The sequence below is a fragment of the Lysinibacillus sp. GbtcB16 genome (assembly GCF_019091145.1).
Taxonomy (GTDB): domain Bacteria; phylum Bacillota; class Bacilli; order Bacillales_A; family Planococcaceae; genus Lysinibacillus; species Lysinibacillus fusiformis.
In genome coordinates this window covers 2,075,486-2,092,376 of the sequence record NZ_JAGXJV010000001.1, presented here as the reverse complement: position 1 = coordinate 2,092,376, position 16,891 = coordinate 2,075,486, and the positions used below count along the sequence as shown (strand labels likewise).

Annotated in this window: 21 protein-coding genes; 12 read left to right on the top strand and 9 right to left on the bottom strand. The window is 39.4% G+C overall.

Annotation, left to right across the window (positions count from 1 at the left end):
- Positions 1-2: 2 nt before the first annotated feature.
- Together fdhD and moaA are read left to right on the top strand one after the other, a co-directional pair.
- Complete coding sequence (gene fdhD, locus KVT27_RS10730; protein ID WP_036126642.1) at positions 3-821, top strand: formate dehydrogenase accessory sulfurtransferase FdhD; 819 nt, start codon at positions 3-5, stop codon at positions 819-821.
- A complete protein-coding gene (gene moaA / locus KVT27_RS10725) occupies positions 822-1,838 on the top strand; it encodes a GTP 3',8-cyclase MoaA (protein WP_150907252.1) in 1,017 nt (338 codons plus the stop codon).
- 46 nt (positions 1,839-1,884) lie between these two features.
- Here the strand turns inward: moaA and moaC are convergent, their stop codons facing one another.
- Genes moaC through KVT27_RS10710 form a run of 3 tightly spaced genes read right to left on the bottom strand, consistent with a single transcriptional unit; the run spans position 1,885 to position 3,441 of the window.
- Positions 1,885-2,367: a cyclic pyranopterin monophosphate synthase MoaC gene (gene moaC, locus KVT27_RS10720; protein WP_036221962.1), complete on the bottom strand. Its 483-nt coding sequence runs from the start codon at positions 2,365-2,367 to the stop codon at positions 1,885-1,887.
- Positions 2,360-2,950, bottom strand: a complete 591-nt coding sequence (locus tag KVT27_RS10715) for a molybdenum cofactor guanylyltransferase (protein ID WP_036221965.1) — start codon at positions 2,948-2,950, stop codon at positions 2,360-2,362. The genes moaC and KVT27_RS10715 overlap by 8 nt, the downstream gene beginning before the upstream one ends.
- Entirely contained in the window at positions 2,947-3,441 is a 495-nt protein-coding gene (locus KVT27_RS10710) for a MogA/MoaB family molybdenum cofactor biosynthesis protein (RefSeq protein ID WP_036148813.1), read from the bottom strand. Before KVT27_RS10710 ends, KVT27_RS10715 begins: the two co-directional genes overlap by 4 nt.
- Before the next feature lie 175 nt (positions 3,442-3,616).
- Between KVT27_RS10710 and KVT27_RS10705 the strand changes: the two genes are divergently transcribed.
- The 5 genes from KVT27_RS10705 to moaD are packed head-to-tail and all read left to right on the top strand — an operon-like array spanning position 3,617 to position 7,127.
- A complete protein-coding gene (locus KVT27_RS10705) occupies positions 3,617-4,633 on the top strand; it encodes a thiazole biosynthesis adenylyltransferase ThiF (protein WP_150907449.1) in 1,017 nt (338 codons plus the stop codon).
- A gap of 13 nt (positions 4,634-4,646) precedes the next feature.
- Positions 4,647-5,936: a molybdopterin molybdotransferase MoeA gene (locus tag KVT27_RS10700; protein WP_036126631.1), complete on the top strand. Its 1,290-nt coding sequence runs from the start codon at positions 4,647-4,649 to the stop codon at positions 5,934-5,936.
- A complete protein-coding gene (mobB, locus tag KVT27_RS10695; RefSeq protein ID WP_082011553.1) occupies positions 5,900-6,424 on the top strand; it encodes a molybdopterin-guanine dinucleotide biosynthesis protein B in 525 nt (174 codons plus the stop codon). The genes KVT27_RS10700 and mobB overlap by 37 nt, the downstream gene beginning before the upstream one ends.
- Positions 6,421-6,897, top strand: a complete 477-nt coding sequence (locus tag KVT27_RS10690; protein WP_036126627.1) for a molybdenum cofactor biosynthesis protein MoaE — start codon at positions 6,421-6,423, stop codon at positions 6,895-6,897. Before mobB ends, KVT27_RS10690 begins: the two co-directional genes overlap by 4 nt.
- Positions 6,894-7,127 (top strand): molybdopterin converting factor subunit 1, encoded by a 234-nt coding sequence (gene moaD, locus KVT27_RS10685; RefSeq protein WP_036126624.1) that lies wholly within the window; start codon positions 6,894-6,896, stop codon positions 7,125-7,127. The genes KVT27_RS10690 and moaD overlap by 4 nt, the downstream gene beginning before the upstream one ends.
- A 37-nt stretch (positions 7,128-7,164) precedes the next feature.
- Here the strand turns inward: moaD and modB are convergent, their stop codons facing one another.
- Positions 7,165-7,821, bottom strand: a complete 657-nt coding sequence (gene modB, locus KVT27_RS10680; RefSeq protein WP_036126622.1) for a molybdate ABC transporter permease subunit — start codon at positions 7,819-7,821, stop codon at positions 7,165-7,167.
- 3 nt (positions 7,822-7,824) lie between these two features.
- Positions 7,825-8,610 (bottom strand): molybdate ABC transporter substrate-binding protein, encoded by a 786-nt coding sequence (gene modA, locus KVT27_RS10675; protein ID WP_150907255.1) that lies wholly within the window; start codon positions 8,608-8,610, stop codon positions 7,825-7,827.
- A 158-nt stretch (positions 8,611-8,768) separates the two neighbouring features.
- Between modA and KVT27_RS10670 the strand changes: the two genes are divergently transcribed.
- From KVT27_RS10670 to KVT27_RS10660, 3 genes are all read left to right on the top strand, one after another.
- The gene (locus tag KVT27_RS10670; RefSeq protein WP_036126619.1) at positions 8,769-9,689 is read left to right on the top strand and encodes a helix-turn-helix transcriptional regulator; all 921 of its coding nucleotides are present in this window, start codon (positions 8,769-8,771) and stop codon (positions 9,687-9,689) included.
- A gap of 241 nt (positions 9,690-9,930) precedes the next feature.
- Positions 9,931-10,524 (top strand): trimeric intracellular cation channel family protein, encoded by a 594-nt coding sequence (locus tag KVT27_RS10665; RefSeq protein WP_036148807.1) that lies wholly within the window; start codon positions 9,931-9,933, stop codon positions 10,522-10,524.
- A 101-nt stretch (positions 10,525-10,625) separates the two neighbouring features.
- Positions 10,626-11,327, top strand: coding sequence for an SIR2 family NAD-dependent protein deacylase (locus KVT27_RS10660; RefSeq protein WP_036126617.1), 702 nt, complete (start codon positions 10,626-10,628; stop codon positions 11,325-11,327).
- 28 nt (positions 11,328-11,355) lie between these two features.
- Here KVT27_RS10660 and KVT27_RS10655 read toward each other — a convergent pair whose 3' ends face one another.
- The 4 genes from KVT27_RS10655 to KVT27_RS10640 form a co-directional block, all read right to left on the bottom strand.
- Positions 11,356-11,703 (bottom strand): hypothetical protein, encoded by a 348-nt coding sequence (locus KVT27_RS10655; RefSeq protein WP_217581272.1) that lies wholly within the window; start codon positions 11,701-11,703, stop codon positions 11,356-11,358.
- Positions 11,704-11,717: 14 nt separating this feature from the next.
- Positions 11,718-12,047 carry a fluoride efflux transporter FluC gene (locus tag KVT27_RS10650; RefSeq protein ID WP_208705821.1) on the bottom strand — a complete coding sequence of 110 codons (330 nt, stop codon included), beginning with the start codon at positions 12,045-12,047 and terminating at the stop codon, positions 11,718-11,720.
- Positions 12,044-12,406 (bottom strand): fluoride efflux transporter CrcB, encoded by a 363-nt coding sequence (gene crcB / locus KVT27_RS10645; RefSeq protein ID WP_036126612.1) that lies wholly within the window; start codon positions 12,404-12,406, stop codon positions 12,044-12,046. The genes KVT27_RS10650 and crcB overlap by 4 nt, the downstream gene beginning before the upstream one ends.
- Positions 12,407-12,704: 298 nt before the next feature.
- Positions 12,705-12,875: a hypothetical protein gene (locus KVT27_RS10640; protein WP_208996563.1), complete on the bottom strand. Its 171-nt coding sequence runs from the start codon at positions 12,873-12,875 to the stop codon at positions 12,705-12,707.
- A 532-nt stretch (positions 12,876-13,407) separates the two neighbouring features.
- Here KVT27_RS10640 and KVT27_RS10635 point away from each other — a divergent pair.
- Positions 13,408-15,150: an ABC transporter ATP-binding protein gene (locus tag KVT27_RS10635; RefSeq protein WP_008178515.1), complete on the top strand. Its 1,743-nt coding sequence runs from the start codon at positions 13,408-13,410 to the stop codon at positions 15,148-15,150.
- Complete coding sequence (locus KVT27_RS10630) at positions 15,147-16,880, top strand: ABC transporter ATP-binding protein (RefSeq protein WP_036148799.1); 1,734 nt, start codon at positions 15,147-15,149, stop codon at positions 16,878-16,880. The genes KVT27_RS10635 and KVT27_RS10630 overlap by 4 nt, the downstream gene beginning before the upstream one ends.
- The last annotated feature ends 11 nt before the right edge of the window (positions 16,881-16,891 follow it).

The following is a 16,891-nucleotide window of genomic DNA, read 5'->3' as shown; positions in this document are numbered from 1 at the left end:
TTATGGAGAGGGCCGTTACGAGGAAGATTGTGCGGGTTGAAGGGCAGCAAGTGAAGGAAATAGATGATTTAATTGTCTCAGAATATGCAGTGACCGTGAAAATTAATCAACAAGAATTTGTCACGATGGTTTGTACGCCAGAGTATGTCGAGGATATGGTCATCGGTTATTTAGCGTCTGAACGGGTGATCCGTAGTTACGAGGATATTGAGGATATTTGGCATCAAGAACAAGAAGGCTTTGTGCACATTAAAACCAAGCATATCAATCCTTACTATCAGCAAACGCAAAACAAACGCTATATAACGTCTTGCTGTGGAATGAGTCGACAAGGCTTTGTCTTCACAAACGATGCTTTAGTAGCAAAAAAAATGGAAGATATTCATGTACAAATTACGACTGAAGATTGCTTTCGTTTAATGCATGCCATGCAGGAAACGGCTGATATATTTAAAAAAACAGGTGGTGTGCATAATGCAGCGCTATGCGATGTCAATGGCATTGTTTTAAGTCGGATGGATATAGGTCGCCATAATGCTCTAGATAAAATTTACGGCTATTGTTTACGTCAAAATATAAGCATGCACGATAAAATTATTGTTTTTAGTGGACGGATATCATCAGAAATATTACTAAAGGTATCTAAAATAGGCTGTGAAATAGTATTGTCTAAATCGGCACCAACCGAATTAGCCTTGCAATTGGCTGAGCAGCTTGGTATTACGACGGTAGGCTTTATTCGACAACAAACATTGAATATTTATACACATCCAGAACGCATCATCATGCCAGCACAGAATGTACGGAAAGAAGGAGATTAAATGACGGATCTACAAGACCAACTACACAGACCGTTAAGAGATTTAAGAATATCCGTGACAGATCGCTGTAATTTTCGTTGTCGTTATTGTATGCCAGCAGAAGTATTTGGTCCAGATTATGCATTTTTACCGTCTGATAAAATATTAAACTTCGATGAGATTGAAAGATTAGTCAAAATCTTCGTCTCATTAGGTGTTAAAAAAGTTCGTATTACAGGTGGAGAGCCTTTATTACGCCGTGATTTAACGGAATTAATTGCCCGAATTCATCGCCTAGAAGGTGTAGAGGATATCGCCTTAACAACAAATGGCACTTTATTAAAAAAGTATGCACAGCCATTGGCACAAGCAGGCTTATCCCGTGTTTCAATTAGTTTAGATTCACTAAACGATGAGCGTTTTTTTGAGATGAATGGACATCGAGGGAAGGTGTCAACGGTGTTAGAGGGTATTGAAAAGGCAGCGGAAGCAGGTTTACAAGTAAAAATTAATATGGTTGTTCAAAAAGGGAAAAATGACCAGGATGTTTTAGAAATGGCACGATTCTTTAAGGAAAAACAACATATATTACGCTTTATTGAGTATATGGATGTTGGGAATTCGAATGGTTGGCGCATGGATGACGTGCTGGCCAAAAAAGACATCGTTGAGCAAATCCATCAGCATTCACCGCTGCAACCAATTGCTCCTAATTATCAAGGGGAAGTGGCGACACGTTACCAATACAAGGATAATCAAGGGGAGATTGGTATTATATCATCAGTCACAGATTCTTTTTGCACTTCTTGCTCACGTGCCCGCCTCTCAGCAGAAGGCAAATTATATACTTGTTTATTTGCTACTGAAGGTACGGATTTAAGAGAGCTATTAAGATCAGGACAAGATGATACAGCAATTATTAATTGTATAAAAAATGTTTGGACAGAAAGAAATGATCGCTATTCAGACGAGCGGAATGAACAGACGATGGCAAACAGGAAAAAGGCTAAAGTTGAAATGTCTCATATCGGAGGGTAAACATGAAAAACAGAAAAAAATCGGCAAGATGCCGAATTTTTTCTGTTTATTTATGCGTAAAGGTACCGCTTTTTCCACCTGTTTTTTCTACAAGATAGGTTTCTTTAATGACCATCGTTTTATCTACCGCTTTACACATGTCGTAAAAAGTGAGGGCAGCGATGGAAACAGCTGTAAGAGCCTCCATTTCGACACCAGTTTTTCCATTGCATTTGACAGTAGCTTGAATGTGTAGCTCATAACCAAGATCCGTTTTCTGATAGTCAAATTGCAGATCCGTGCCCTGTAGCATAATAGGGTGGCACATAGGAATGATATCAGCCGTTTTTTTAGCGCCCATAATTCCTGCAATTTGAGCGACTTGTGTAGGGTCACCTTTCTTGATACCACCTTGTTGGATGGCCTGATAGACCTCATTGGATAATGTAATGGTACTGCGTGCTATGGCTGTACGCGTTGTTATTTCTTTATCAGATATGTCGACCATTTTGGGACGACCTGCTTCGTTCCAGTGGGTAAAATTATTCATTGTTAGACTCCTTTGTAACTGTTTGTAGCCAATCATGTTGAGCATTGATATTAATAAATGTTGGACAGTTCTCATTAAAAGGAACATAACAAACACGAAGCTGATCTAAAAGCACTTTCATACTCCGTTTGTTTTGTTCCATCAATTGTTTTGCCAAGGGTAGGGCAGTGCGTCGATATAAGGCTGCTAATGGCTGGTAGCGTGAGTTTTGTTTTGGAACAATCGCATCATAAGAATCATTTATATTGCCTAGCATCTCTTCAATAAACGGTGCGTTCATATAGGGCATATCACTAGCGACGACAAAAAACCATTCTACCTCAGGAAAAGCTGCCAGTATATGATACAGGGCAAAAAGTGGCCCTTGATGGGGCTGCTGTTCTATAATCCATTGCACATTCTCGGGGCCAAACCTTGGTTGCAGGCTAGCGTTTGTAGCAATCACCAAAGGAGCTAGCTGATTTTCTTGGAGGGCGTTGAGGCTGTGCTTATATAATGGCAGCCCAGCAAACGTCTCAAACATTTTCGGTTGACCATATCGAGAAGATTGACCACCAGCTAAGATAACACCAGCAACGTTCATAGGCGATTCAATTCGCCAACAAAATGTTGTACGGTCGGTAAAATAAGCTTGGTCATGGCCAATGTGACAGCGTTAGTAGAACCTGGTAAAACATAAATAGCCGTTTGATGGCGGCAACCAGCTGTGGCCCGACTAAACATAGCTTTTGGACCAATTTCCTCATAGCTTAACGTTCGAAATATTTCTCCGAACCCCATCATTTCTTTTTCAAAAAGAGGCAAAATGGTGTCGTAGGTTTGGTCTCTTGGTGTAAAACCAGTTCCGCCAGTGACGATTATGGCATTGATGTTGGCATGATTGCACCATTGATGAATAAGTTCTGAGATTTCAAGCGGTTCATCCTTTGTTATTTGGTAGTCAACTACTTCAAAAGCAGCCTCTTGAAGTAAAGAATGAATGCGCTGACCCGCTAAATCATCTGCCTTTGTCCGTGTATCACTCACAGTTAAAATGGCCGCATGGATGGGTTGTTGATGATGTGTAGGATGCAAGGTAGAATGACCTCCTTTTCTTGCGTTATTGGAGTTTTTTACAAAAAAGGCTCGATTGATGAAGTGAAGAACGAGCACGAAATAGAGAAAAATATTCTGAGTAAGTTTCACTTTATTATAATGCTATCGACGAAAAGGTCAAACGAAAATTCATAGAAGGAAAGGCAAAATACTTATGAATAATAGATATTCGAGACAACAATTATTTAGCCCTATTGGACAAACAGGGCAGCAGGCAATAAAACAAAAACATGTCCTCATCATAGGGGTTGGCGCCTTAGGTAGTGCTAGTGCAGAAGCACTCGTGCGTGCAGGTGTTGGAAAATTAACGCTGATAGATCGAGATTATGTGGAATGGAGTAATTTGCAAAGACAGCAATTGTATACGGAGGAAGATGCACAAGAGAAATTGCCGAAAGTGATCGCAGCCAAAAATCGACTGCAACAAATTAATGCAGAGGTGGCCATTCATATTGCTATTATGGATGCCTGTACAGAATCATTGCTACCGTTGCTAGACGATATAGATGTCATGGTAGACGCCACTGATAATTTCGATGTCCGCTTTCTGTTGAACGATCTTGCACAACAGTATCGTATTCCATGGGTGTACGGTTCCTGTGTAAGTAGTTATGGGGCTACCTATACGATTGTGCCAGGGAAAACACCATGTTTACGATGTTTGTTAAAGGTCATGCCTCAAACAGGGATGACCTGTGATACAGTAGGAATTATTAGCCCTACTGTCCAAATAGTAGCGGCATATCAAGTAGCAGAGGTGTTAAAACTGCTAGTGGGCGATGAAAAGGCGTTACGAAAAAGCTATTTGACGTTTGATGTTTGGCAAAATCAACATTATGAAATTAACGTAGATAAAATACGTCAGGATGATTGTCCAACCTGTGGTCACCACCCTACGTATCCATCTTTAGCTTATGAAAATCAAACAAAACTAGAGGTGCTTTGTGGTCGTGATGCAGTACAAATCCGACCGCCAAATCCGACTCACTATAATTTAGAGCAGTTGGCAGATCAGCTTCGTTCCTATGGAGATATTCAAATTAATCCTTATTTGCTATCTTGCCAAACAGAAGATTATCGCATTGTCATTTTTCAGGATGGGCGTGTAGTGATTCATGGAATTCAGGAGATACAACAAGCAAAAACCATTTACTATCGTTTGTTAGGATAAAGGAGTGTGCCAAATGTTAGAAAAGAGACAACCAATTCAAGTGTCAGAAGCTGTACATCGTGTAATGGAATATGCTTTTCAAGCCAAAAAGGAGTTTGTGCCATTATCACAGGCATATGGACGCTTTATTGCGGAGGACATTGTCGCCGATCATGATGTACCAGCCTTTGATCGATCCCCCTATGATGGCTATGCCATTCGTTCTATCGATAGTCAAGAAGCGTCGTCAGCACAGCCAGCCATATTTCAAGTCGTTGGAGAAATTGGTGCTGGCTTTGTTTACGAGGATGAAGTTGGATATGGCCAAGCAGTACGCATTATGACGGGGGCGCCAATACCAAAAGGTTGCGATGCAGTTGTAATGCTAGAATTAACCCAGACATTTGTGGAACATCAGCAAACATTTATGTCAATTAAACGGGCGTTTACAGCGGGCACTAATATTTCTTATAAAGGTGAAGATGTACAGCAGCATACGGTTCTAATTGAAAGAGGACAATATATTAACCCCGGTGTCATGGCCTTACTAGCTACATTTGGCTATGCGCAAGTGCCTGTATTCCGTAAATTAGTGGTAGGTGTCATTGCCACTGGTAGTGAGTTACTAGAGCCAGAGGAATCTTTACAGCCAGGAAAAATTCGAAATAGCAATGCTTATATGATCATGGCACAAATCGAACGAACAGGTGCAGAAGTTCGATACTTTGGCAAATTTAGCGACGATCTTGATTTATGTATTCGTATCGTTGAAAATGCATTACAGGAAGTCGATATTTTACTGACAACGGGAGGCGTTTCCGTTGGAGATTATGATTATTTACCGGCTATCTATCAAGCTATCGACGCTAAGGTATTATTTAATAAGGTGGCGATGCGTCCAGGGAGTGTAACAACAGTTGCTGCCAGAAATGATCAATTATTATTTGGACTTTCCGGTAATCCTTCAGCATGCTATGTAGGCTTTGAGCTATTTGTACGCCCTATTATTCGCACGGCATTTGGCAATCAACAGCCACATGTCCGCAGAGAGCAAGCTATTTTAGGGGCAGATTTTACAAAGCCCAATCCATTCACTCGCTTTGTAAGAGCTCGAGCATACTATGAAGATGGTCAGCTAGTGGCTGTACCATCTGGTTTTGATAAATCGAGTGCCGTTTCGTCTTTAGCGTCAGCTAATGCATTTATTGTCTTACCTGGTGGCTCCCGCGGCTATGAAAAAGACATGCAGGTAGCAGTTTTATTGCTAGAAGATTTGCGAGGAAGTGAGTGGCCTTGGAACAACATCGAAAAATCATACAGATAGTTGGCTATCAAAATAGCGGAAAAACGACTTTGATGGAGCAATTAATCAAGCAAGCCACGACAGAAGGGCTACGAGTAGGGACCATTAAGCATCATGGGCATGGTGGAGCGCCGGTAGAAAATTCTTCGAAGGATAGTAACCGACACGAACAGGCAGGTGCTCGTGTTTCAGCAGTAGAAGGGGAAGGAACTTTACGGTTAAGTATTCATCAACATAGTTGGCAGCTTGCTGATATACTTGCGATTTATGCTAATTTTTCAATGGATATTATTTTGATTGAGGGATATAAAAGAGAACATTACCCAAAGGTCGTATTACTACGAACAGCACAGGACCATCTGTTACTACAACAAATGTCTAATATCCTTTGTGTAATTTATTGGCCGAGCTATCCAATTGATCAAAACCTAAGGATTCCAAGCTTTTCTATTAATGAAGAAACAGAATATATGGAGTTTTTGTTGAATGAAATGAGGGAAAAACTATGACGACAGCCATGTTTGAAATTATTGATAAGCCGATTGATGTGGAGGAAGTACGGCACAAAGTACTTAGTCGAAACGCTGGAGCGATTACGCTGTTCATCGGAACTGTACGTGAAATCACACAAGGGAAGAAAACTTTGTACTTGGAATATCAAGCATACCCAGCTATGGCAATTAAAATGTTTGAGCAAATTGCACAGGAACTAAAGCAGCAATGGCCAGAAGCAAAAATAGCGATTACACATCGTGTAGGGCGATTGGATATTACGGATATTGCCGTAGTCATTGCGGTATCATCCCCACATCGAAAAGTAGCCTATTTGGCAAATGAATATGCAATTGACCGCATTAAACAGATTGTGCCCATTTGGAAAAAAGAACATTGGGAAGATGGTACACAATGGATCGGGGATCAATTAGAAAACGTCCCGTATCCTGAAGGAAAACCGGCGATTGATGAGGAGGGGAAATTGTGATTAATATCTTATTATTTGCTCATTTACAAGAAGCGATTGGTGCGTCAACACTATCAGTAGAACTGTCAGACGTGACGGTTGCTCACGTAAAAGAATGGATGGAACAGCATTATCCTCAATTGACATTGCAGCAAATGATGACAGCCATTAATGAGGAATTTGCAACGGATACAACCATTGTTAAATCGGGTGACACAATCGCCTTTATTCCACCTATTAGTGGGGGATGACGAAAAAGAGGTGGCTGGTTTAAACCAGCTACCTCTTTTATACTTTTAGAATATGAATGCTAAGAAGCATTAGGAAAGAAATAGCGATCATGCACAAAACCCATGTCCAGGCAAGGGTCATGTTCCCCGAATCAATGGCCATATAAATAGCCAATGGCGTTGTTTGGGTTTTCCCTGGAATATTACCCGCAAACATTAACGTAGCCCCAAACTCACCTAATGCACGAGTGAAGCTCAAAATTCCTCCTGAAACAAGAGCCTTTAATGCAAGTGGAATGGAAATGAACATAAAGACTTGCCATTCGTTAGCCCCATCCACTCGTGCTGCATGTTCAATATCGCAATCAATCGAAGAAAAGCCCGTTTTGGCCGATTGATACATTAATGGAAAGGCAACGATGGTAGAGGCGATGACGGCTGCCCACCATGTAAACATGACAGGCTGATCAAAAAGCCAAATAATTAAATTTCCTAATAAGCTATTCTTGCCAAATATAACGATGAGCAGGAAACCTACTACAGTTGGAGGTAATACTAAGGGCATCAGCAAAACCGTTTCCAGTAATAACTTCCCCTTAAAATGATGGGTCGCCATCCATTTGCCCAGTAAAATTCCTGCCAATATAGCAATAATACCGGCAACAAAGGCAATTTCTATCGAAAGCCTAAGGGGAGACCAAAAATCGGTACCCATCCTTTATTGCACTCCTTTAAACCCATACTTTTTAAAGACTTCCATTGCCTCATCACTTTGTAAGAAATGATAAAAATCTTCAGCCTCTTGTACATGCTTACTATTTTTAATGACACCAACAGGATAAATAATTGGTGTGTGGGTTTGATCATCTGCAGTTGCAACGACTTCGACCTTATTCGATACAAGCGCATCTGTTTTATAAACAATTCCTGCATCTACATTTTCTGTTTCGCTATAAGTAAGGACTTGGCGTACGTCTTTTGTGTATACTACCTTGGATTCAAGTGACTCCCACAGTTGCATATTTTTTAATGTTTCCACACCGTATTGCCCCGCAGGCACTGTTTCAGGTGTACCGAGTGCAATTTTTCCTGCTTGTTTTAAATCTTCAAAGGATTGGATTTGTTTGTCATTATTTTTAGGAACGATTAATACTAATTCATTTGCTAAAAGATCCACTCCCTGATTAGGATCAATCATCTCTTTTTCTACAAGCGCATCGAATTTATCTTCGGCTGCCGAAAAGAAAAGATCTGCAGGAGCACCCTGTAAAATTTGTTGCTGTAATGCGCCTGAACCTCCAAAGTTATAGAGGATTTTAATTGTATCGTGTTCTTTTTCATATGTTGTTTTTAGTTCTTCTAGGGCATCTTGTAAACTAGCAGCCGCAGAAATGGTTAATTCAATCGGCTCTTTTACTTGCGGATCATTTTCTTCGTTTCCACAAGCAGCTAATAGACCAACTAGAATGAGTATGGATGCAAAGAAATTATAAAATTTTTTCACTTTATTTTTCTCCTTTTATAACTCGTTATAACAAGACATAACTAATTATAATAAGTTATAAGTGAAAAAGAAACCTGTAATTGGTAGAAAATTTCAAGATGTTCACACGTAAATAAATAAGTTACCATGTAAGAAGAGGCTTATAGGAGGAGAATGATATGTCACAAGAACAATCCTATACAATTGAAGAGGTTGCACAATTATTAAAGGTTTCGAAATTAACGGTCTATGATTTAGTGAAAAAAGGAGATTTGCCCGTTTTCCGAGTAGGACGCCAAATGAGGGTGGACCGTGCTGATTTACAGGGCTATATACAAAAACGTAAGACAGGTAATGCCGCATCGACGCCAGTAGGAGCCAGCCAAACAAAAAAACTTCCAAAAATAATTATTAGTGGACAAGATGTAGTGTTAGATGTATTAGCAAAATACATGGAAAAAAGACAGTCTAGTAAAGTATTGAGATCTCATGAAGGTAGTTTTAATGGTATCATGGCGATGTATAACGGAGAATGCGATATTGCCAGTTTACATATGTTTGATGGGGACACAGGAGACTACAATACACCCTATGTAAAAAAGATTTTTGTGAGCCATCCTTTTTTGCTCATTAATGTAGTGTCCCGTAGAGCAGGTTTCTATGTTCAGCAAGGAAATCCTCTCCAACTAGAATCCTTTAAAGACTTTAAGACCAAGTCATTTACGCTCATCAATCGTGAGAAAGGATCGGGTGCACGTACTTTATTAGATGAGCAATTACGTATTCATCACATAGCTCCTTCTACGATTGATGGTTATGACAAAGAAGAAATGAGCCATCTCGATGTCGCATCGGCTGTAGCAAATGGGCATGCAGATGTTGGCATAGGGGTTGAGAAAATTGCTAAACTAGTAAACGTTGATTTTATTCCTGTTATTAGAGAGCGCTATGATATTGTGCTGTTAAAAACACCTGACAATCAACAATTAATTGATACGGTGAAGGAGATTTTGACTTCAGCAGATTTCCAATCTGAAGTGGCTGCATTAGGAGATTATGATGTTTCTCAGATGGGTCAGGTCATCTATGAAACACTGTAACTGAAATTATCGTTTGTATTTCTAGCATAAATGGATTACAATTTTACTTGGAAATTTTATGGTCGTTGTGTTTTCTGTACATTGCAGAACGTCTATGAAATTTCAAATGAAGATTTGGTGAGATGGATAATTTAGTAGGTAAAACTGCTAGGATATTAGCCCACCATAAAATAGTTGGCGTCAAAGATGCGCAACTATTTTATGGTGGGCTTTTTGCTGTAAACAAAAGGAGTTGGATCAGATGACGTGGACAGTATTACACATTATTGGCATTATTGCCTATGCAATTAGCGGCGCATTTGTCGCCTTACAGGCCAAATACTCTTTTATTGGTATATTTGTACTAGGCCTAACAACCTCTTATGGTGGGTCCATTATTCGCAACGTTGTACTTGACATACCTGTGTCCGATATATGGGAGCGACAATCCTTACTAGTCGTTTTAGTGACACTGACAACTATTTTATTTGTGAAAAGAAATTGGATACATCACTGGAATCGCTGGGGCTATTTCTTTGATTCAATTGGTCTTGCTTCTTTCGCAATACAGGGTGGATTATTAGCCAAAAGCCTAGATCACGATCTAGGGATCATTATTATAGCTTCTATGTTTACGGGTGTTGGCGGTGGCATGATACGGGATTTATTGGCTGGTAGAACGCCTCTTGCATTAAGAGAAGAGATTCATGCCGTCTTAACATTTGTCTGTGGGCTTTGTATTTGGGCAGGGTGGAGCAGTCCGTTTGAATTATCAGTTATCGTTATTTTCATTGTGGTCATTCGAATGTTATCTGTGAATAATAAATTGAAGTTTCTTACTAAACAAACTTCCTAGTTTATGTACTAGTCATTTACAGGGAAAATAGGAGCATTGTCGAAGTAGATAGTTGTAGAAGATTTTTTTCTAGGCTGAACGAAGAATGGAGGCAAGACAACATGTCAATTGAGAAGTTGGGTAAGTGGTTACAATCCTCAAAGAATACAGTGATTTTAACGGGAGCTGGCATGTCAACAGAAAGTGGGATTCCCGATTTTCGCTCAGTGTCAGGGTGGTGGAATCATATTGATCCCAGAACTGTAGCGACTACAGAAGCATTGACAGAGAATTATGCTTTATTTCATGAATTTTATAAACTACGTATTGAAACATTAGACAAAGCAGCGCCTCATGAAGGTCATTCTATTTTAGCTGATTGGGAACAAAGGGGTATCGTATCCTTAGTGGCGACTCAAAACGTAGATGGCTTTCACCAATTAGCGGGGAGTCAAAATGTAGAGGAATTGCATGGCTCGATACGGTCCATCCGTTGTCATCGTTGCCAGCAGGCTGCCTTTATAGATGACTTTAAGCGTAAAGCCAGTTGCCCACAATGCGGTGGTACATTGCGTCCAAATGTTGTGCTTTTTGGGGAAAGCTTACCACAAAAAAGCTGGCATATAGTCATGGAGGCAATAAAAAGAGCCGAGCTTGTCCTAGTGATTGGAACGAGCCTCGAAGTATATCCGGTGAACCAGCTTCCAATGATGACAAAAGGAAAGACCGTCTACATCAATTTGGATACCTCTCAGCATACAGTGCCATTTGATTTGGTCATTGAGGGCAAAATTAAAGAAGTGTTACAACAAATACCCATCTAAAAAGGCGCCCTTGTAATCTAAGGGGCGCCTAAAACATTTGCGGTAAAAATTCTTTCATGAAGCGTTGATTTTTCCGTAACCATATTTTTAATATCATACGATGTGTTAATAATCGATGCCGCTTATTGGGCCTTGCCTTCGCTTCAATTAAGCTTTGTAGTAGAATACAAGTTTCCGTAGCAAAGGCTTGGGGCTCTACGAGAACATCAAGCTTATAGTCGATGAGCTGTGCTGTCTGAATCTTTGCAAGTAGTTGAGCAAATTGCGTGTTCATCGCCGCATAATTTTCTGCTAATTCTAGGTCGATCAGGGTATAGAGTACATGTTCAATCTCAAGTTCTAATTCTTGTAGTAGCTCATTGGATGGCTGTGTCATTCCTATCACCTCTTTTACACGGCAAAATAACCAATGGTGGCAAATAATATGCCAAACAGCAGGGTACTAGCGATATAGCTTATTACTTGCCCCCATTTTTGCTGTTCAATTAACTGTAATGATTCAAATCCAAAAGTCGAAAATGTTGTATAAGCTCCTAAAAAGCCAATGCCAATTAGCTGCCATAACCAATCACTGAGATGGAGGGCAAAAACAAGACCGAGTGCAAAGGAACCTGTACAATTGATAATAAAAGTTGCCCACGGATACGGATAGGCCAATAGTTTGCCTAAATAAAACCTTAAAATGGCGCCAAAAAATCCACCAATCCCAACAAAAATCATGCCAGTCGCCCCCTTGCAAGACGAATGCCCAACCAGGCGCATATTAAACCGCCTACAACACTTATGACAACATAGAGAACTGCTAGGAGCCACTCATTTTGTTGAACGAGTAATAATGTCTCTAAGGAAAATGTTGAATAGGTAGTAAAGGCCCCACAAAAACCAGTGCCAATCCCAAGTACAACGGGTGTGCGCTTTGTAAAAGTAGTGAAAAGCCATGCTAGGCAAAAGCAGCCAAGTAAATTTATACATAATGTTGTGGATGGAAAACCTTCCGAATTTGGAACGGCAAGACTCAGGCCATATCGGCAAATGGCTCCAATAATGCCGCCAATCCCAACAGTGAAAAATGATTTCAATGTAAAGACCCCTTACTTAAATGACTATTATTAAAAAGTGTATCACGAGAAGAAAATTTTAGAAATATTCGATAGTGGGAAATTCAATAAATGACCGAAAATGTCCCTAGATGGTGTTTACCTATTTATATAGTTGATAGATCGTGCTATAGAAGGGGTGAGTGATTATGCTGTAACGATATAATATATAAATATAGTATATAAACATAGATTTGCGGTAGGTTTGAGAAAATTTGGAGTCTAGTGGCTAGCTAAAAAAGAGGTACAGGCAATACATGCAAAAATCACCGCTTACGGGTTATCCGTAAACGGCTAAACCAGTAACGGAAAACCCGCCACTACTAAATAATAAATAACTAAATAATAAATAACTAAATAATAATAATGATGATATATAGACATCTAGAAAGAAAAAGAGGCATGCTACTTTCTCAAAAGACTGCTGAGCGCGTAGTAAAATTTTTCTCACTGCCAGTTCATTTCAGTCTTTAGGTTAATGTAAGCTATCAAAAAATAATGTAATGTTAAAAGCAATAAATGACGAACATGCTTTCCTTTTGGGTCTTTGGTATAAAATTGTATTTTAGTGCTTTAAAGCGCTAACTATTTCCCTGAAAATGATAAAAATAACTGGGGAATAGTTGACAATTATTTCTATAGTGTGATAATCTTCAAGAACACTATAACAAATAAACCAAAGGAGGGCATGACAATGTTAATTTCATCAGTATCATATTCAATCACAGCTACATACATTGTCCATGCCTAACGCTTATTTAAGATTGCACATAAAGGTATGGATTTGATCCTGCCTTTTATAAGAGACACATGCTCTTTGGAGGGGTATGTGTCTTTTTTGGTGCCTAAAAAGGTTATAGTGAAAACCAAAAAAGGAGTGTATGTTTATGCGAAACACTGTACGACGAATGATTTTCAAAAAGGAATTTCTAGAAAGTGGGTAGCCATGCTACAACAGCACGGAAGAAAGAAGGTTATCATGTATGTTTGATGTTTTAAGTAAATTAGGCTGGTTCTTCAAACGATATTGGAAACAATATACAGTCGCGATTGTGCTATTGATGATTGCCAGTGGGTTAGAGGTTGTCCCTCCGTATTTACTGGGCTCGATTATTGATATATTGACTGCAGGGGAAATGACGCCAGCTATTTTAACAAAATATGTGTTTATTTTTGTCGGGATTATTATTGGGGGTTATCTGCTGAATTTTGTGTGGCAATTCCGACTATTTGAAGGGGCTATTAACCTGGAAAAAATTTTACGTCGTAATTTAATGCAGCATTTTTTACGAATGACTCCAACCTTTTATGAAAAAAATCGCACAGGGGACTTAATGGCTCGGGCAACAAATGACTTAAATGCCGTTTCTACGACTGCGGGATTTGGGATTATGACGTTGATTGACTCAACGATTTATATGGGTTTTATCATTTTTGCAATGGGCTATATGATTTCTTGGAAGCTAACACTCTTTGCTATGCTACCCGTTCCTATTATGGCCATCCTCATTCAATATTTAGGAAAGATTGTTCATGAACGTTATATGAAGGCTCAGGATTCTTTTGGAGAATTAAATGACAGTGTTCTTGAATCAGTCGCAGGTGTGCGAGTAGTGCGTGCCTATGTGCAGGAAAAAAAGGATGAGGCTAATTTTGCGGATATGAGTGAAATCGTTTATGAGAAAAATATTCATACGGCTAAAATTAACGCTTTATTTGGCCCGATTACTAAAGTGGGCACAGGAATCAGCTATGTTGTTGCGCTCGGATATGGTGCTCATTTAGTGGCAACGGAGGCCATGACAGTAGGGCAACTTGTTACCTTTAATGTTTATTTAGGATTAGCGGTTTGGCCAATATTTGCCATTGGAGAGCTGATCAATGTCATGCAACAAGGGAATGCATCACTCGATCGTGTACAGGAAACGTTAAACTATGAGGCGGATGTTCAAAATATTCCGAATCCCCAAATGATTGCGACACCTAAAGCGATTGGCTTTGATGATTTAACATTCCAATATCCAATGAGCCAAGTGAAAAATCTACAACAAGTTTCATTGTCATTGAAAAAAGGTCAAACACTTGGCATTGTTGGAAAGACAGGCGCGGGGAAAACAACCTTCCTCCGTCAATTATTACGTGAATATCCAATCGGTCAGGGACAGCTTTCCATTGACGGTATTGACATTACGGCTCAAACGAAGGAGCAGATTCTAGATTGGATTGGCTATGTACCACAAGACCATGTGTTATTCTCACGGACTATTCGTGAAAATATATTATTCGGGAAAGAAGATGCGACTCAGGCAGAATTGCAGCAGGCGATACGTGCGGCGTATTTTGAAAAGGATTTAGAAAATCTATCAATGGGTCTTGAAACGCTTGTAGGTGAAAAAGGTGTATCTCTTTCGGGCGGTCAAAAGCAACGTGTGTCCATTGCTCGCGCATTAATTAAAGATCCTGAAATATTAATGCTAGATGATTCACTGTCAGCTGTTGACGCAAAGACAGAAGCTAGAATTATTGAAAATATTCAGCGAGAGCGTGATGGGAAAACAACGATTATTACTACGCACCGATTATCAGGTATTCAACATGCTGATATTATTATCGTGTTGGATGATGGGCAAGTTGTTGAGCAAGGAACACATGAGGAACTTCTTTCACGACAAGGATGGTACAAGGAGCAATTTGACCGTCAGCAGCTAGAAGGAGGTGCCTCATGAGTACGAGTCAACGTTTAATGCGCTATGCAATGTATTTTAAAAAGCCTATTTTTTTAGGCTTATTCTTCTTAACAATCGCCGTTTTTACGGAGCTTGTTGGGCCATTTATTGCTAAACATATTATTGATAATTACATGACGATTGGTCATATTGAAATCAAACCGATTACGTGGTTATTAATTGTTTATTTACTATTAGCTATTGCTACAGCGATATTACGCTATTTTATGTATATTTACTTACAAATTGGTGCGAATCGGGTTGTTCAAAAATTACGTAAAGATGTATTTGAACATATTCAAACATTACCGATCCAGTACTTTGATAATTTACCAGCGGGCAAAATTGTTGCGCGTGTTACAAATGATACAGAGGCGGTTCGGAATTTATATGTACAGGTACTCTCCAATTTTGTGACGAGCTTTATATCCATCTTTGGAGTTTATATAGCACTCTTTATTTTAAATTGGAAAATGGCAATGCTTGCTTTAACGATGATTCCTATTGTGTATTTATGGATGATTTTATATCGGAAATTTGCTTCCAAATATAATGATGTGATCCGTACGAAAATTGCTGATATTAATGCCATGATTAATGAATCTATTCAAGGGATGACCATTATTCAGGCCTTCCGACGTGAGCAACAAATGACGAAGGAATTTGATGATATGAATAATGAGCATTACGCTTACGAGCGAAAGCTTTTAGTTCTTGATTCAGCCACATCCTTTAACCTGGTGAATACGTTAAGGATGATTATGTTTACAGTCTTTATTGTCTATTTTGGTACACAATCCTATACAGCCACTGAAGTGATTTCAGCGGGTACATTATATGCGTTTGTCGATTATTTAACAAAGCTATTTAATCCTATTACGAATATCGTGAACCAATTTTCTCAGCTTGAACGTTCTCTTATTGCTGGGAAACGTGTGTTTGAGGTGCTAGATACAGATGGTGAGCCTGTATCAGAAAAAAGTTTACCAAGATATAAGGGCAATGTGCTTTTCGAGGATGTTTCATTTGCCTATAAGGACAATGAATACGTACTTAAGAACCTTTCATTCGAGGCCCATCAAGGTGAAACCATCGCCTTAGTTGGTCATACAGGCTCCGGGAAAAGTTCGATTATGAACTTACTATTCCGCTTTTATGATCCATCAAAAGGGAAAATAACCATTGATGGTGTTGATATTACATCTGTCCCTCGTCAAACAATGCGGGAGCATATGGGAATTGTGCTTCAAGACCCGTATTTATTTACGGGAACCATTGCCTCCAATGTGAGCTTAAATAACCCAAAGATTTCTCCAGAAAAGATTAAGGATTCTTTAAATGCTGTTGGAGGGGAACGTGTTTTAGCGAATTTACCGAATGGTTATGATGAGCCTGTAATCGAGAAGGGAAGTACATTATCTTCAGGACAACGTCAGCTTATTTCCTTTGCAAGAGCTCTTGCCTTCGATCCAGCCATTTTAATACTGGATGAAGCAACATCCAATATTGATACGGAAACAGAGGAAATTATTCAGCATGCCATGGATGTCCTGAAAAAAGGAAGAACAACGTTTATTATTGCCCACCGACTTTCTACGATTAAAAACGCAGATCGAATCCTAGTGTTAGATCGAGGGGAAATTGTCGAGAATGGCACACATGATGAATTGCTTGAGCTTGGTGGAATTTATGAAAAAATGTATCAAATGCAAGCCAATTCCTTACAGTAATTTAACTAATA

What these genes read in the sequence shown, in the direction of transcription:
- fdhD (WP_036126642.1), top strand. Translation starts at nt 3, where the DNA reads ATGGAGAGGGCCGTTACGAGGAAGATTGTGCGGGTTGAAGGGCAGCAA.
- KVT27_RS10705 (WP_150907449.1), top strand. Translation starts at nt 3,617, where the DNA reads ATGAATAATAGATATTCGAGACAACAATTATTTAGCCCTATTGGACAA.
- KVT27_RS10670 (WP_036126619.1), top strand. Translation starts at nt 8,769, where the DNA reads ATGTCACAAGAACAATCCTATACAATTGAAGAGGTTGCACAATTATTA.
- KVT27_RS10650 (WP_208705821.1), bottom strand. Translation starts at nt 12,047, where the DNA reads ATGATTTTTGTTGGGATTGGTGGATTTTTTGGCGCCATTTTAAGGTTT.
- KVT27_RS10700 (WP_036126631.1), top strand. Translation starts at nt 4,647, where the DNA reads ATGTTAGAAAAGAGACAACCAATTCAAGTGTCAGAAGCTGTACATCGT.
- KVT27_RS10665 (WP_036148807.1), top strand. Translation starts at nt 9,931, where the DNA reads ATGACGTGGACAGTATTACACATTATTGGCATTATTGCCTATGCAATT.
- moaA (WP_150907252.1), top strand. Translation starts at nt 822, where the DNA reads ATGACGGATCTACAAGACCAACTACACAGACCGTTAAGAGATTTAAGA.
- KVT27_RS10630 (WP_036148799.1), top strand. Translation starts at nt 15,147, where the DNA reads ATGAGTACGAGTCAACGTTTAATGCGCTATGCAATGTATTTTAAAAAG.
- KVT27_RS10655 (WP_217581272.1), bottom strand. Translation starts at nt 11,703, where the DNA reads ATGACACAGCCATCCAATGAGCTACTACAAGAATTAGAACTTGAGATT.
- KVT27_RS10635 (WP_008178515.1), top strand. Translation starts at nt 13,408, where the DNA reads ATGTTTGATGTTTTAAGTAAATTAGGCTGGTTCTTCAAACGATATTGG.
- moaC (WP_036221962.1), bottom strand. Translation starts at nt 2,367, where the DNA reads ATGAATAATTTTACCCACTGGAACGAAGCAGGTCGTCCCAAAATGGTC.
- KVT27_RS10690 (WP_036126627.1), top strand. Translation starts at nt 6,421, where the DNA reads ATGACGACAGCCATGTTTGAAATTATTGATAAGCCGATTGATGTGGAG.
- KVT27_RS10715 (WP_036221965.1), bottom strand. Translation starts at nt 2,950, where the DNA reads ATGAACGTTGCTGGTGTTATCTTAGCTGGTGGTCAATCTTCTCGATAT.
- KVT27_RS10660 (WP_036126617.1), top strand. Translation starts at nt 10,626, where the DNA reads ATGTCAATTGAGAAGTTGGGTAAGTGGTTACAATCCTCAAAGAATACA.
- modB (WP_036126622.1), bottom strand. Translation starts at nt 7,821, where the DNA reads ATGGGTACCGATTTTTGGTCTCCCCTTAGGCTTTCGATAGAAATTGCC.